At 70.0% G+C, this 13,344-nt stretch carries 14 protein-coding genes; 1 reads left to right on the top strand and 13 read right to left on the bottom strand.

Annotated elements, in window-relative coordinates; translation table 11 throughout:
- Positions 1 to 3 precede the first annotated feature (3 nt).
- From PV766_RS05775 to PV766_RS05760, 4 genes are all read right to left on the bottom strand, one after another.
- A complete protein-coding gene (locus PV766_RS05775) occupies positions 4 to 1,119 on the bottom strand; it encodes a glycoside hydrolase family 76 protein (protein WP_421096624.1) in 1,116 nt (371 codons plus the stop codon).
- 77 nt (positions 1,120 to 1,196) lie between these two features.
- Positions 1,197 to 1,883 (bottom strand): TrmH family RNA methyltransferase, encoded by a 687-nt coding sequence (locus PV766_RS05770; RefSeq protein ID WP_016932319.1) that lies wholly within the window; start codon positions 1,881 to 1,883, stop codon positions 1,197 to 1,199.
- 2 nt (positions 1,884 to 1,885) lie between these two features.
- Complete coding sequence (locus PV766_RS05765) at positions 1,886 to 2,494, bottom strand: hypothetical protein (RefSeq protein WP_421096663.1); 609 nt, start codon at positions 2,492 to 2,494, stop codon at positions 1,886 to 1,888.
- 59 nt (positions 2,495 to 2,553) lie between these two features.
- Positions 2,554 to 3,336, bottom strand: a complete 783-nt coding sequence (locus PV766_RS05760) for an SDR family oxidoreductase (protein ID WP_255161614.1) — start codon at positions 3,334 to 3,336, stop codon at positions 2,554 to 2,556.
- A 67-nt stretch (positions 3,337 to 3,403) separates the two neighbouring features.
- Between PV766_RS05760 and PV766_RS05755 the strand changes: the two genes are divergently transcribed.
- Entirely contained in the window at positions 3,404 to 3,844 is a 441-nt protein-coding gene (locus PV766_RS05755; protein ID WP_064062732.1) for a hypothetical protein, read from the top strand.
- Here the strand turns inward: PV766_RS05755 and PV766_RS05750 are convergent.
- The 9 genes from PV766_RS05750 to clpB all read right to left on the bottom strand — a co-directional run bounded on the left by PV766_RS05750 (position 3,835) and on the right by clpB (position 13,169).
- Entirely contained in the window at positions 3,835 to 4,563 is a 729-nt protein-coding gene (locus tag PV766_RS05750) for a lysoplasmalogenase family protein (RefSeq protein ID WP_421096623.1), read from the bottom strand. The genes PV766_RS05755 and PV766_RS05750 overlap by 10 nt on opposite strands.
- 23 nt (positions 4,564 to 4,586) lie before the next feature.
- Positions 4,587 to 5,708, bottom strand: a complete 1,122-nt coding sequence (galK, locus tag PV766_RS05745; RefSeq protein WP_421096622.1) for a galactokinase — start codon at positions 5,706 to 5,708, stop codon at positions 4,587 to 4,589.
- Positions 5,705 to 6,820, bottom strand: coding sequence for a galactose-1-phosphate uridylyltransferase (galT, locus tag PV766_RS05740; protein ID WP_421096621.1), 1,116 nt, complete (start codon positions 6,818 to 6,820; stop codon positions 5,705 to 5,707). The genes galK and galT overlap by 4 nt, the downstream gene beginning before the upstream one ends.
- A 4-nt stretch (positions 6,821 to 6,824) precedes the next feature.
- Positions 6,825 to 7,364: an orotate phosphoribosyltransferase gene (gene pyrE, locus PV766_RS05735; protein ID WP_016935249.1), complete on the bottom strand. Its 540-nt coding sequence runs from the start codon at positions 7,362 to 7,364 to the stop codon at positions 6,825 to 6,827.
- Between the two features lie 86 nt (positions 7,365 to 7,450).
- A complete protein-coding gene (locus tag PV766_RS05730; protein WP_421096662.1) occupies positions 7,451 to 8,023 on the bottom strand; it encodes a LemA family protein in 573 nt (190 codons plus the stop codon).
- Between the two features lie 158 nt (positions 8,024 to 8,181).
- Positions 8,182 to 8,964, bottom strand: coding sequence for an SDR family NAD(P)-dependent oxidoreductase (locus PV766_RS05725; RefSeq protein ID WP_064062795.1), 783 nt, complete (start codon positions 8,962 to 8,964; stop codon positions 8,182 to 8,184).
- A gap of 40 nt (positions 8,965 to 9,004) precedes the next feature.
- A complete protein-coding gene (locus PV766_RS05720; RefSeq protein WP_026003530.1) occupies positions 9,005 to 9,664 on the bottom strand; it encodes a hypothetical protein in 660 nt (219 codons plus the stop codon).
- A 29-nt stretch (positions 9,665 to 9,693) separates the two neighbouring features.
- Positions 9,694 to 10,545, bottom strand: coding sequence for a hypothetical protein (locus PV766_RS05715; protein WP_421096620.1), 852 nt, complete (start codon positions 10,543 to 10,545; stop codon positions 9,694 to 9,696).
- 68 nt (positions 10,546 to 10,613) lie between these two features.
- On the bottom strand, positions 10,614 to 13,169 hold the full coding sequence (gene clpB, locus PV766_RS05710) for an ATP-dependent chaperone ClpB (protein WP_421096619.1): 2,556 nt from the start codon (positions 13,167 to 13,169) through the stop codon (positions 10,614 to 10,616).
- Positions 13,170 to 13,344 lie beyond the last annotated feature (175 nt).

Genomic DNA, 13,344 nt, shown 5'->3' with positions numbered 1-13,344 from the left:
TCCCTATCGGGACCGGGACGCCGCGACGGCGTAGGCGGCTTCCATGAGCATCCACCCACCGAGCTGCACGGACATGTCGCGCTCGGGTACGGCCGACTCCCGGACGGTGCCGCCCGCGAACCGCGCCACCGAGGTGCCGAGGCCGGGCAGCCGCGCCTGCTGCGACCAGTCACGTCCGAAGACCGGCAGTTCCTCGACCTGCAGCCGGTTCTCCCAGGCAGCCTCCGCCGACGCCAGCACGATCCGTGCCGCGACAGTGCGGGCACGGACGTCGTCGCCGTCGACGACAGGCAGCGTGGTGGCGACCATCGCCAGGTAGCGGGCCAGGATCCCGTTGAACAATCCCCCGTCACCGCCTCCCCCGCCGGTGACGACGCTGCGTTCGGTGAGGTGGTCGTCGACCGCGGCGACGAGCGCGTGGACCCTCCGCCGATGGCAGGGATCGTCGAGTTGCAGGGCCAGCTCGGTCTCGAGGCCGAGCGTCACGCCCTGGCAGTAGCTGTAGATCGCGCGTTCGTGCACGCCGTCGCGGATGCCGTCCAGGACCAGACCGGTCTCGGGGTCGAGCAGGACGTCGTGGATCCAGTCGGCCATCTCCTCCGCGCGGTAGACCCTGCCGGTGCGGGCGAGCAGCAGCGCCGCCGGACCGTTCGCGGGGGCATTGAAGAAGTTGTCACGCCGACGCCACGGGATGCCGCCGCACTCCGGTTGCCAGGCGTCGACGAGCTCGTCGACGAGGGTCGCGATCGCGCCGCGATGGTCGACGTAGAGGTGCCGTTCGGCACGTTCGAGCGACAGGCCGAGCCACGCCATGTCGTCGTAGTAGTTGTTGGTCCAGCCGGTGATGTTGCGGAAGCGGTGGGTGCGCGCGAGCCGCACGACGCGGCGACGCCGGCGCGGGGTGGCGTCGCGCTCGGCAGCGTCGACGGCGGTATCGATCAGGTGCGCCTGCCACCAGTAGTGCCAGGACAAGAACAGTCGCTCGCGACGAACGGCCGGCCATCCGACCACGCCGAGAGCGGTGCCGGGCAACGCCCAGAGCCGACGGACATGCCGCGACACGATCGCTCCCTCGGCGGCATCGGCCCGTTCCGACCAGACTGCTGCTGCGGTGTTCATCACCCTCCACACTGCCCGACCTGCGGCCGTCCCGACGACGGTCCGCGCGACTTTCATCCCGGAATGCGGGCCGGGTGTTACCAGGCGTCCGAGAAATCGGCGTGCTGCCGGATCCACGCGTGCATCGCGATGCCCGCGGCGACACCCGCGTTGATCGACCGTGTGGAGCCGAACTGGGCGATCGAGACGGTCATCGACGCCACGTCGCGGGCCTGCTCGGTGACACCGGGGCCTTCCTGGCCGAACAGCAGCAGGCAGCGGCGCGGCAGGGTCGCGGTCTCCAGCCGCACCGAACCCGGAGTGTTGTCCACGGCCACGATCTCGAGGTTCTGCTCGGCCGCCCACGCGACGAGGGCGTCGACATCGGAGTGGTGGAGCAGATGCTGGTAGCGGTCGGTGACCATCGCTCCGCGCCGGTTCCATCGGCGTCGTCCGACGATGTGCACGGTGCCCACGGCGAATGCGTTGGCGGTGCGGACGACCGTGCCGATGTTCGCGTCGTGGGCGAAGTTCTCGATGGCGACGTGCAGCGGGTGGCGACGACCGTCGATATCCGCCACGATCGCCTCACGGGTCCAGTAGCGGTAGGCGTCGACGACGTTGCGCCGGTCGCCGTGGGCGAGCAGCTCGGGGTCGTATCGCGGGTCGGTGGGCGGCTCGGTGCCGAACTCCTCGATCCACGGTCCGACGCCGTGCGGGTGCTCACCCCATTCGGTGGGTCCCGCCACGTCCTCGACGGCCGGCCCGGAATGCGTGTCGGTCACCGTCAGAACGTTTCGTTCGAACCCGCTGCGACGCGGAAACCGTGACCGGTGGCGTCGTTGGTGCAGGTCACGTCGGCTGCGGTGGCGGCACACGTGTAGCCGAGCTGCGAGAGCGACGATCCCGGAGGCAAGGTGGGGCTCGCACCGTCGGGCGAGAGGTAGACCGGCCCACCGGAGCACACGAACTCCCCTTCGCCGGAGTCCTGCACGCGGATGCCGAGTCCCCAGTTGACCATGCAGTCCTCCGGGCGCGGCGGGATCGGATCGGTGGGGCCTTCGCAGCCCGCCTCGGTGCGGGTGGGCAGCCGGACGATGCCGCATTCGAAGGTGCCGTCGGGGCTGCTGAAGTAGTACGACTCGTTGCGCTGGTACTCGACCTGCGCGAGCGGAGCCGGTTCCTCCGGGGAGGTCTCCGGCTCGGGAGCCGGTTCGGTCGTCGACGGGGTCGTCTCCTCGGTGGTGCTCGGAGCGACCATCGTGGACGAGGTCGTCGAGGCAGCCGCCGAGGTCGTCGTCGACGTCGCTCCGGAGTCGGCCTCCGGCCCGTCCGCGGAGCCTCCGCATCCTGCGACGAACAGTGCCGCACCCGTGACGACTGCGACCGGCCACATCCGAATTCTCACGCAACACCCTTCCCGACGACGTGCGGGTGTCACTCTATCGACCAGCCTCAGCGCCCGGTCAGGCGCCGGTTGACCAGCCGGTTCGCCCATCCGGGCGACACCTGGGCGAGCATTGCCAGCACGGTGGCCTGTCGGCCGACGGGCCGATGCACCCGTGCGGAGCGCCGGGTGGGGCGGGTCGCGTCGAACACCGCGCGGGCGACGTCGTCGGCCCCGAGGTTCACGCCCAGGGAGCGTCGCGAGCCGATGTCCATCCCGTCGACCATGTTGGTGTCGACGAACAGCGGCCACAGTGCCTGCACCTTGATGTCGTGGCGCGCCCACTCGAGTTCGAGGGCTTCGGTCAGGCCCCGCACCGCGAACTTGGTGGCGCTGTAGGTGGCGAGGTCGGGTTGTCCGTAGAGCGCCGACGCCGAGCACATGTTCACGATCTGCGCGCCGGGGGTGTCGCGGAGATACGGGAAGGCGGCGTGGCAGCCGAGGACGACACCGGTGACGTTGACGTCGACGATCTGCCGGTGACGGCTCGCCGGGGTGTCCTCGAACGGGCCGGACGACAGCAGGCCCGCATTGTTGACGAGGATGTCGAGCCGGCCGTCGGTGCAGAACTCTTCGAGTGCGCGGGTCCACGCGGAGGTGTCGGTGACGTCCAGGACACCGGTGACCACCTGCCCCGAGGGGATCGAGGCAGCTTCGTCGGCGAGGCTCGCGAGCCCCGCGGTATCGACGTCGAAAGCACCGACGCGGTGGCCGTGGCGGGCGAAGAGCAGGGCGGTGGAGCGGCCGATTCCGGCGGCGGCTCCGGTGACGACCACGGTGGGAGCGGACATGGCATCACCCTAATCGCGGGCGGGAGCCGACAGGACCGAGCGGGGATAGGCTGGGATCGGAGGAGCTGTGAATCGTCGTATCGTCGCTACTGTCGCATTCGTCACCGCGGGATATGTCGTCGTTCTCGCGTTGTGGCTGAACCTGTTCCTGCCGATCTCCGAACCGGGCACCGAGGGCTTCCAGGTGGTCTTCCTCGTCTGTCTGTACGGCACCGTGCTCGGCCTGTCCTTGGCGCTCGCGGGTCGGAGTCCGAAGGCTCTGCGCAGGATCGAACGCGAGGGTTACGAAGGGTGGGCGATCATCCGTTCGGCAACGCCGCTGGATCTCACCGCGACCGGTCAGTTGACCCGGCTCGATCTCGAACTCACGGTGCCGGGTTCGGAGTCCTATCGCGGCACCGTCGTCTACGAGGTCGACCGCCGTAACCTGCACCGCTACGCACCCGGCGAGGTCGTGAGCATCTGGGTGGATCCGCTCGACCGCGACCGGATCGTGCTCTATCCCTGAAGCTCCCGGCGTGTGAGTGCGAGCAGCCCCTCGACGAGCAGCAGCTGGGCCGCTGCGTAGGTGGCCAGGACGAATCCTTCCGCCGCCGCGCGGGCCTTCTCGTCCTTCAGCAGGGTGCGACGAACGATGATCGAGCCGTCGGAGAGCGTGAAGATCAGCCCGCCGAGACCGAGCCGGCTCCGCCGATCCGAGCCCGGCACGGGCAGCCCCGCGCGCACTCGCGCACCGGGGGCGAGGGCGGGATCGCCCGCGAGGGTGGCGGTGGTGGCGAGCAGCGCACCGTATCCGGTCAGCGGCGCGGCCACGGATCGGTTGCGGACGGCGAGCAGACCGGCCGCACCGGCCAGCGCACCGGCGCGCTGCACCGCGACCGGCTTCGACACGCGCGCACCGTGCCGGGCGAGGATCGTCGAGTAGGCCGTCTGCATGGCACCGAAACAGGCTGCACCGCTCAGGATCCTACGGTCCTCGTCGGATCGGATCATGGCGATGTCGCCGAGGGTGGCCGCGGTGAGACCCGCGACCAGCAGGGCGGTGTCGGCGCGGTCGGTGTCGCGGGATCGGCGCAGCACCCGCACCGCGAGCGCGGGTGCGATGAGCGGTTTGGCGATCTTCTGCAGTTTCTCGTTCCCGGACACCCCACCGATGACGGTGGCAACCGACGCCGCGGCGAACACCGCGTGCTCGACGCCCCACTTCTTTCGATCGAACCGACCCATGCGCGCACAGTACCCGGAGATGATCAGCAGCGGCGCGCACCGCCGGACGCCGTGGCACGCAGGAAGGTCGGTGCCGCGAAGTCGCGACGTGCGGCGGCGTCGGCGACCGCCTGCCGCACCGGGTCGACGTGATCGTTCTCGCACAGCGCGATCGCCGACCCGCCGAAACCGCCCCCGACCATCCGGGCACCCAGAGCACCCGCTGCGACCGCCGCGCCGACGGCGGTGTCGAGTTCGGGGCAGCTGACCTCGAAGTCGTCGCGCAGCGAGCGGTGCGACGCGTCGAGCAGCGGGCCGAGATCCCGGATCCGCCCTGCCCGCAACAATTCCGCGGCCTCACGGACCCGGGCGATCTCGTCGATCACGTGCCGGGCGCGGCGACGGAGGACGCGATCGTCGAGCGGGTCTGCGGATGCGGCGTTCCGCAGGGTGCCGACGCCGAGGAGCCGGGTGGCGTCCTCGACCTCACGGCGGCGCTGTCCGTACTGCCCGTCGGCGAGCCGGTGCCCGGTTCCGGTGTCGACGACCAGCACGGTCAGTCCCTGCGCCTCCGCGTCGAACGGGATGTGTTCGCTGCTGCCGTCGGCGAAGTCGAGCAGCAGCGCGTGTCCGGGGCGTGCGTGCAACGCGATCCGCTGGTCGAGTCCGCCGGTGGGTGCACCGGCGTAGTCGTTCTCCGCGCGCACGCACGCCGTGGCGAGCCGATCACGGCCGTCCTCGTCGAGGGGCAGCCCGCACAGGTCGGCGAGTGCCACCGCGATCGACGTCCCGAGCGCGGCGGACGACGAGAGTCCCGCTCCGACGGGCACGTCCGAGGCGACCGCGATGTCGGCGCCGGTGAATCCCGGCGGATCGAGCGTCCAGATCACTCCGGCGACGTAGGCGGCCCAGCCGTCGACGTGCCGGTCGCGCAGATCGAGGTCGACGGGGTCGAATCCGGCGCTGCGCACGCGCAGCAGATGATCGGAGCGGCGACGCATCGCCACGGTGGTGACCTGTGGGAGAGCCATCGGCAGGCACAGACCACCGGCGTAGTCGACGTGCTCGCCGATGAGGTTGACGCGCCCGGGGGCACACCAGCAGCCCTCGGGTTCGGTGCCGAACTCCGCCGTGAACGCCGCGCGGACGGTCTCTGCGAGTGTCATGTCGCCACCTCACGTAGCCGGGTGGCGATCCGTTCGGGGGTGGTGTCGCTGATCCACGCCCCCATCGCCGATTCGGATCCCGCGAGATATTTCAGCTTGTCCGGGGCCCGTCGCAACGAGAAGATCTGGCAGAACAGCCGCACCTCCTCGCGACCCGCACCGATCGGTGCCTGATGCCAGGCGGCGATGTAGGGGGTGCGGTCGACGCCGGGGAAGAACCGGTCGACGCGGCCGAGGAGGTCGCGGTAGGCCCGGGCGAGTTCGTCGCGTTCGGGCTCGCCCAGGGCCGCGAGGTCCGGGACGTCGCGGTGCGGGACGAGATGCACCTCGACGGGCCAGCGGGCCGCGGCGGGGACGTAGGCCGACCACGTGTCGCCGGACCACACGAGTCGGGTCCCTGCCCGGCGTTCGGCGTCGAGGATGTCGCTCTGCAGCGACCTGCCGGTCCGCCGGCGATGCTCGCGGGCACGGTCCAGCAGAGTCTGCGAGCGCGGCGGGACGAACGGGTAGGCGTAGATCTGACCGTGCGGATGTTGCAGTGTCACACCGATTTCCACACCGCGGTTCTCGAAGCAGAAGACCTGCTGCACGTCCGGCAGGCGCGAGAGCGCGGCGGTGCGAGCGGCGAGCGCATCGATGACGGTGCGCGACCGGGGCAGGGTGAGGTCCGCGAACCGGGCGTCGTGGTCGGGGGTGAACGCGACGACCTCGCAGCGGCCGGTCGCCGGTCGCCGCGGCCACAGCCCGTCGCCGTCGACGAGATCCTCACCGGCCGGCGGTGCCCCGAGCGAGGGGAAACGGTTCTCGAACACCACGACGTCGTAGTTGCCGGCCGGAATCTCGCTGCGCACCCCCGCCCTGCTCGGGCACAGCGGGCAGTCGACGGCCGACGGCAGGAAGGTGCGGTCCATGCGATGCGCCGCGAAGGTCACCCACTCCCCCGTCAGCGGGTCGCGGCGCATCTCGGAGGTCGCCGCGACCGGCGGCAGGTCGCGGCCGTCGTGGAGGTCGCGGGTCGCGGCACCGGAGACGAACGGCTCGGTGTCGTCGAAGTAGATCAGTTCCCGGCCGTCCGCGAGACGCGTGACGGTCTGCCGGACCCGCGCCCCCACGCGGCTACTCGTCGTCCAGACCCAGGTCGGCCAGGCCGAGCAGGGAGCGGTACTCGACGCCCTCCGCGGCGATGACCGCATCGGCGCCGGTCGCGCGGTCGACGACGGTCGCGACACCCACGACGATCGCGCCGGCCTCACGCAGCGCCTTGACGGCGGTGAGCGGCGAATTGCCGGTGGTGGTGGTGTCCTCGACGACGAGCACCCGCTTGCCGGTCACGTCCGGTCCCTCGATCTGGCGCTGCATGCCGTGGGCCTTGGCGGCCTTGCGGACGACGAAGGCGTCGATGGGGCGGCCGGCGGCGTGCATGACGGCGAGGGCGACCGGGTCGGCACCCATGGTGAGGCCGCCGACGGCGTCGAAATCCCAGTCGGAGACGAGCTCGCGCAGGAGCGTGCCGATGAGCGGTCCGGCCTTGTGATGAAGGGTCGCGCGGCGCAGGTCGACGTAGTAGTCGGCTTCCTTCCCGGACGACAGGGTCACGCGGCCGTGCACCACCGCCAGCTCGCGTACCAGTGCTGCCAGTTCGTCGCGGTCACTCATTGCGTTCTCACCCGTCGTTCGTGCGCGCGACGCCGGTGCGGTCGCGCTCGTGTCGGGGAACGAGCCTAGTCGCTGCGACCTGCCGGTCAGGCAGCGACGGTGTCGGATACCGGCTCGGGCTGCCGGGCCTCGGTCCCGGTCGCCGCGGAGGTCTCGGTGGTGCGGCCCGGTACGGGGACGGGCGCGGGCGCCTCGAACAGCGCGACAGGGCCGACGGCCGCGAGCTTCGCGAACAGCGAGGTGGGGAAGCGGCCGATCGCGGTGTCGAGCGCACTGCCGAGGTCGTTGTGCACGCGGACGGCGCCGGCGATGCGCTGCTCGCGGGTCTGCAGTTCCCGGGCGACCCGGATGAACGGCCAGTGGTTGACACCCTCGAGTCCGCTGATGAGTTCGTGCAGCGTCGCGGACAGTGCGTTCTCGGCGCCGGCGCGTTCGGTCAGGCCCAGACGCCGGTCTCGCACGCCGATGGCCAGCGAGCGGGCGCCGACGATCGGCCGGATACGTTCGCGTTCGACGCCGGCTCCGGCCGACGCCGCGATGAGCGCGGGCACCAGATCGTAGCGGTCGTCGAGTTCGTGGAGGAGCAGACGAAGGCTCTCCCGGTGGCGTTGCTGCAACGTCCGTAGACGGCGCACGCCTGCGCGCAACCACAGCACCACCGCAACCACGACAGCAACACAGAGCACCACAGCCACAGACGTCACGCGCAGAAATGTACCCAGCGCACGAATCGCGCCGAATACCGCACCCGGCGTGTCCGGCGCTGTGTATCCGTACTGTGATCTGGGAACGCTCGCCGTCAGTTCGTCCGAGCCGATCAGGTGCGGCCGCGGCCGTTGCCGACGGTGTTGGTCAGCTTCCGCACGAGGTTCTGCGGCACCAGTCGTCCGGCCGTCGCGAGCACCTTGTACTGCAGCCCCGGGATGCTGCGGACCTTGCCCTTGTCGAGGTCGGCGAGCGAGGTACGCACCACCTGATCGACGTCGAGCCACATCGGCTTCGGGGTGGACGACATGTCGATCCCGGCGCGCTGGTGGAACTCGGTGCGCACGAAGCCGGGACACAGCGCCTGCACGCGCACGCCCGTGCCGGCGAGTCCACCGGCCAGCCCTTCGGTGAACGACACGACGTAGGCCTTGCTGCCCGAGTAGGTCGAGCCACGGCCGGGGAGCAGACCCGCCACACTGGCGACGTTGACGATGTCGCCCTTGCCCGCCTCGATCATCGACGGCAGCGCGGCGCGGGTGAACGCGACGACCGAGGTGACGTTGACGTCGAGCTGCGCCTGCAGCAGGGCCGGATCGGCGGTCCAGAACTCACCGGTCGTACCGAAGCCGGCGTTGTTGACGAGCATGTCGACGCCACGGCCGAGCCGCGCGACGACCTGGTCGCGGCCCTCGGCGGTCGCCAGATCGGCGACGATGATCTCCGACGACGCCCCGAACTTGTGCTTCAGTTCGGTGGCGAGTTCGTCGAGAGCGGGACGGGTACGGGCGACGAGTACGAGGTCGTAACCGCGACCGGCGAGGGTGCGGGCGAAACCCGCACCGATTCCCGAAGTAGGTCCGGTCACGAGCGCAACAGGTCGGGCGGAAGTCATGGCCGTCACACTAGTGACGCCGGCCCCTTTCGACCACCTGTCAACGATGCGCGGACGGACGTCCCGGATCCTGCGTGCCGCGATCGAGTTCGTCGGGTTCGACGAGAGGTGGCAGCACGTGGAGGATGCCGGAGAGCCGGGCCACCGTCTCGATGGCCGAGTCCCACTCGCGGCCGGTGCTGCCGACAGGGATCGATCCGAGGGTCCATTCGCCTTCGCTCCACAGCATCTGCACGTGGTCGGGGATGGATTCGGTGAACGCGACCATCCGCTGATCGCACACGCGGCGCGCGATCTCGAGGTCGGTGGCGAAGACGATGCGCGGCCCGATGGAGCCGAGCAGGTTCATGTCCGGGTCCTTCGGCGGCGGCGTCGACTTCAGCCGGAGGTCGATGTCGACGTCGGAGCCGACCTTGCGCCGGACCGCGACGATCGTCGCGGTCTCCTCGATGTCGAACAGGATGAATTCCTCGCCGCGGCGAACCCCGCGGACGATGTCGATCGCGCCCAGATACTCCTGCTTGGCGAGCGCCGCGCGGTGCCAGGTGGACGGCAGGTGGTCCTCGGCGGAGGTGTACTTGTAGCCCTGCGCCTTGGCCCAGATCTCCCGGATGCGACCCGACTGCTCCCGCCGTGTCCGGTCGACGTAGAGCAGCGCGACCGCACCCAGCAGTGCGACCGCGGCCAGAGAGAACCACATGACAGTCATCGTCGAGTCAGCCTAGCGGGTCAGCGGCCCGAACCACCGAAGGATGGGAGGGACGCGCTGACGACGGTCTCGGCGGTCATCCGCCCCTGTTCGACGGCGCTGCCGGTCGCCACGGCGGTCGCTCCGACCTCGAGACTCCGGGCCGTGCTGCCGGTCAGGGTGATGATCTCGGTGTCGGGTGTGAGGACGACGGTGACGGTCGAACCGCCGATGACGCCGAGCGTGATGCTGCCGCCGTCGTTCGCGGTGATCGTGCCCACGACCGCACCCGCATCACCCATGACCTCGCCGAGTCCGCCCGGGAGCCGGTCCAGGGGCAGTCCCGGTGTGGTCGGTTCGGCCGGCGGCGGAAGGGTCGTCGTGGGCGGGGGTGCGACGGTCGCCGGGGCGCGATCCGACGCGACCCGCGAGGTGGAGTCGTCGGGCCGGCTGAGCAGGAAGCCGATGGTGCCACCGAGTGCGACGAGGACCACCGCGGCGAGCGCGAGCAGTCCCCGGCGCGGCCCGCGCGGCGGCTTCCCGGGATCCGCGCCGGGTACCGGACCCGTGGGCGGCCGGTCCTGGGCGGGGAACACCTGGGTGGGCTGATGACCGTGCGGAGGCGGGTAACCCTGCAGGGACGGAGAAGGCTGTTGCGACGGATGAGGCTGCGCCGAGGGGTAGGCCTGCGTGGGCCGGTATTCGCTCCCCGGTGCGCCCCACTGCTCGTAGCGGGTGTACGCCACCGTCGGGTTGGTCACCGGCCGCCCGTACGCCTCGGCCGGATCGTCGGTGTGCAGCACTCGGGTCGCGGCGTCGTCCGTCCCGTTCGACGACTCGTCGAGTGCGTAGGCCCGTTCTTGTGGGGTGCGCGGATCCTGGGGATTCGTCATAACGTCTTCCAGAGTAGGCCGTGCGCGGGCCCGGCAACCGGAGCTGCCGGGACCGCGCACGGATGCCGTCAGGCGCTGATCACGAGGTGATCGCCGTCCTCGCCCACGCCCACGTGAACGGTGTCGCCGTCCTTGATCTCACCGGCCAGCAGCTTCTTGGCGAGCTGGTCGCCGACCGACTGCTGGATGAGGCGGCGCAGCGGACGCGCACCGTACTGCGGGTCGTAACCGCGCACCGCCAGCCAGAACCGCGCGGTGCTCGAGACGTCCAGCGTCAGTCGTCGTGCCGACATGCGTGCGGCGAACTGATCGAGCTGGATGTCGACGATCTTCTCGAGCTGCTCCTCCGAGAGCGGGTCGAAGATCACGACGTCGTCGAGCCGGTTGATGAACTCCGGCTTGAACGCCGCCCGCACCGCTGCCATGATGTGCTCCCGATCGCCACCCGCGCCGAGGTTCGACGTGAGGATCAGGATGGTGTTGCGGAAGTCGACCGTGCGGCCCTGACCGTCGGTGAGGCGACCGTCGTCGAGCACCTGCAGCAGCGTGTCGAAGACGTCGGGATGTGCCTTCTCGACCTCGTCGAACAGCACCACCGTGTACGGGCGGCGCCGCACGGCTTCGGTGAGCTGCCCGCCGGACTCGTAACCGACGTAGCCCGGAGGGGCACCGACGAGCCGGGCCACCGAGTGCTTCTCGCTGTACTCGGACATGTCGATGCGCACCATGGCGCGTTCGTCGTCGAACAGGAAGTCCGCGAGGGCCTTGGCCAGCTCCGTCTTGCCCACACCGGTCGGGCCGAGGAACAGGAACGAGCCGGTCGGGCGGTTCGGGTCGGCGACACCGGCACGCGCACGGCGCACCGCGTCGGAAACTGCCTGCACGGCGACGTCCTGGCCGACGACCCGCCGACGCAGCTCGTCTTCCATCCGTAGCAGCTTCGCCGTCTCACCTTCGAGCATGCGACCGGCGGGGATGCCCGTCCATGCGGCGACGACATCGGCGACGTCGTCGGGCCCGACTTCCTCCTTGAGCATCACGTCGCCGTCGGCCGACGCACCGGTCGCCTCGGCGGCAGCATCGAGCCTCTTCTGCAGTTCGGGGATGCGGCCGTAGCGGAGTTCGGCGACCTTGCCGAGATCACCGTCGCGTTCGGCGCGTTCCTCCTCACCGCGCAGAGTTTCGAGTTGTTCCTTGATCTCCCGGACGGAGTCGATCGCGGTCTTCTCGTTCTGCCAGCGCGTGGTGAGCTGGCTGAGCTTCTCGCGTTCGTCGGCGAGTTCGGAACGGAGCTTGTCGAGGCGGTCCTTCGATGCCTCGTCGGTCTCCTTCTCCAGCGCCATCTCCTCGATCTCGAGACGCCGGACGATGCGTTCGACGGTGTCGATCTCCTCGGGACGCGAGTCGATCTCCATGCGCAGACGCGACGCCGCCTCGTCGACGAGGTCGATGGCCTTGTCGGGCAGGAACCGCGACGTGATGTAGCGGTCGGACAGGGTGGCCGCGGCGACGAGCGCGGAGTCGGTGATCCGCACCCCGTGGTGCACCTCGTAGCGCTCCTTGAGTCCGCGCAGGATGCCGACGGTGTCCTCGACGCTCGGCTCCCCGACGAGGACCTGCTGGAAGCGACGTTCGAGGGCAGCGTCCTTCTCGATGTACTTGCGGTACTCGTCGAGAGTCGTGGCACCGACGAGCCGCAGCTCACCGCGAGCGAGCATCGGCTTGATCATGTTGCCGGCGTCCATCGCCGACTCGCCGGTCGCGCCGGCACCGACGATGGTGTGCAGCTCGTCGATGAACGTGATGATCTGCCCGGCGGATTCCTTGATCTCGTCGAGCACGGCCTTGAGTCGTTCCTCGAACTCGCCGCGGTACTTCGCGCCCGCGACCATCGAGCCGAGATCGAGGGAGATGACGGTCTTGCCACGCAGCGACTCGGGGACGTCGCCGGCGACCACGCGCTGCGCAAGGCCTTCGACGATCGCCGTCTTGCCGACGCCCGGTTCACCGATGAGAACCGGGTTGTTCTTGGTACGCCGCGACAGCACCTGCACGACGCGACGGATCTCGTTGTCGCGGCCGATGACCGGATCGAGCTTGCCTTCGCGCGCCCGCGCGGTCAGATCGGTGGAGTACTTTTCGAGCGCCTGGTAGCTGGTCTCGGGATCGGCGCTGGTCACGCGGCGGTTGCCCCGGACGGTGGTGAACGCGTCGCGAAGGGCGGTCGGCGTCGCGCCGTGCCCGGCGAGGAGTTTCGCGACGTCCGAGTCGCCGCTCGCGAGGCCGACGAGCACGTGCTCGGTGGAGACGAATTCGTCGGTGAGTTCGGTGGCGAGTTTCTGCGCCGTCGTCATGGCCGCGATCGCTTCACGGCCGAGTTGTGGTGTGGTGGTGGCTCCGCTGGTCTGCGGAAGACGGCGGACGAGGTCCTCGGCTTCCCTGCGGACCGCGGCGGGGTCGACGCCCACTGCTTCGAGCAGCGGGCCGGCGATGCCGTCGGTCTGGTCGAGCAGCGCCACGAGCAGGTGGGCCGGACGGATCTCCGGGTTGCCCGCAGCGGACGCCGACTGAAGTGCAGCGGTGAGTGCGGCCTGGGTCTTGGTCGTCGGATTGAACGAATCCACTGCGCGCCCCTTTCTTTCTCGGTGCACCCACGCGCCGCGAGTGCCCCATGTCGATTCTGCAGCCGATCCCCTCTCGTGGACAGGTCTCGGCGGTGTCGAACTGTCCAACCGATCATAAGTTGAGTTTGTTCCACTCAACTTTCCTGAGTTCCGTGACGCTCGTCACACCCCGTTC

The sequence above is a fragment of the Rhodococcus sp. As11 genome (assembly GCF_048957735.1).
Taxonomy (GTDB): Bacteria; Actinomycetota; Actinomycetes; order Mycobacteriales; family Mycobacteriaceae; genus Rhodococcus; species Rhodococcus gordoniae.
Note: the sequence above shows the minus strand (reverse complement) of the source record. Positions and strands in the feature narration are given on the sequence as shown.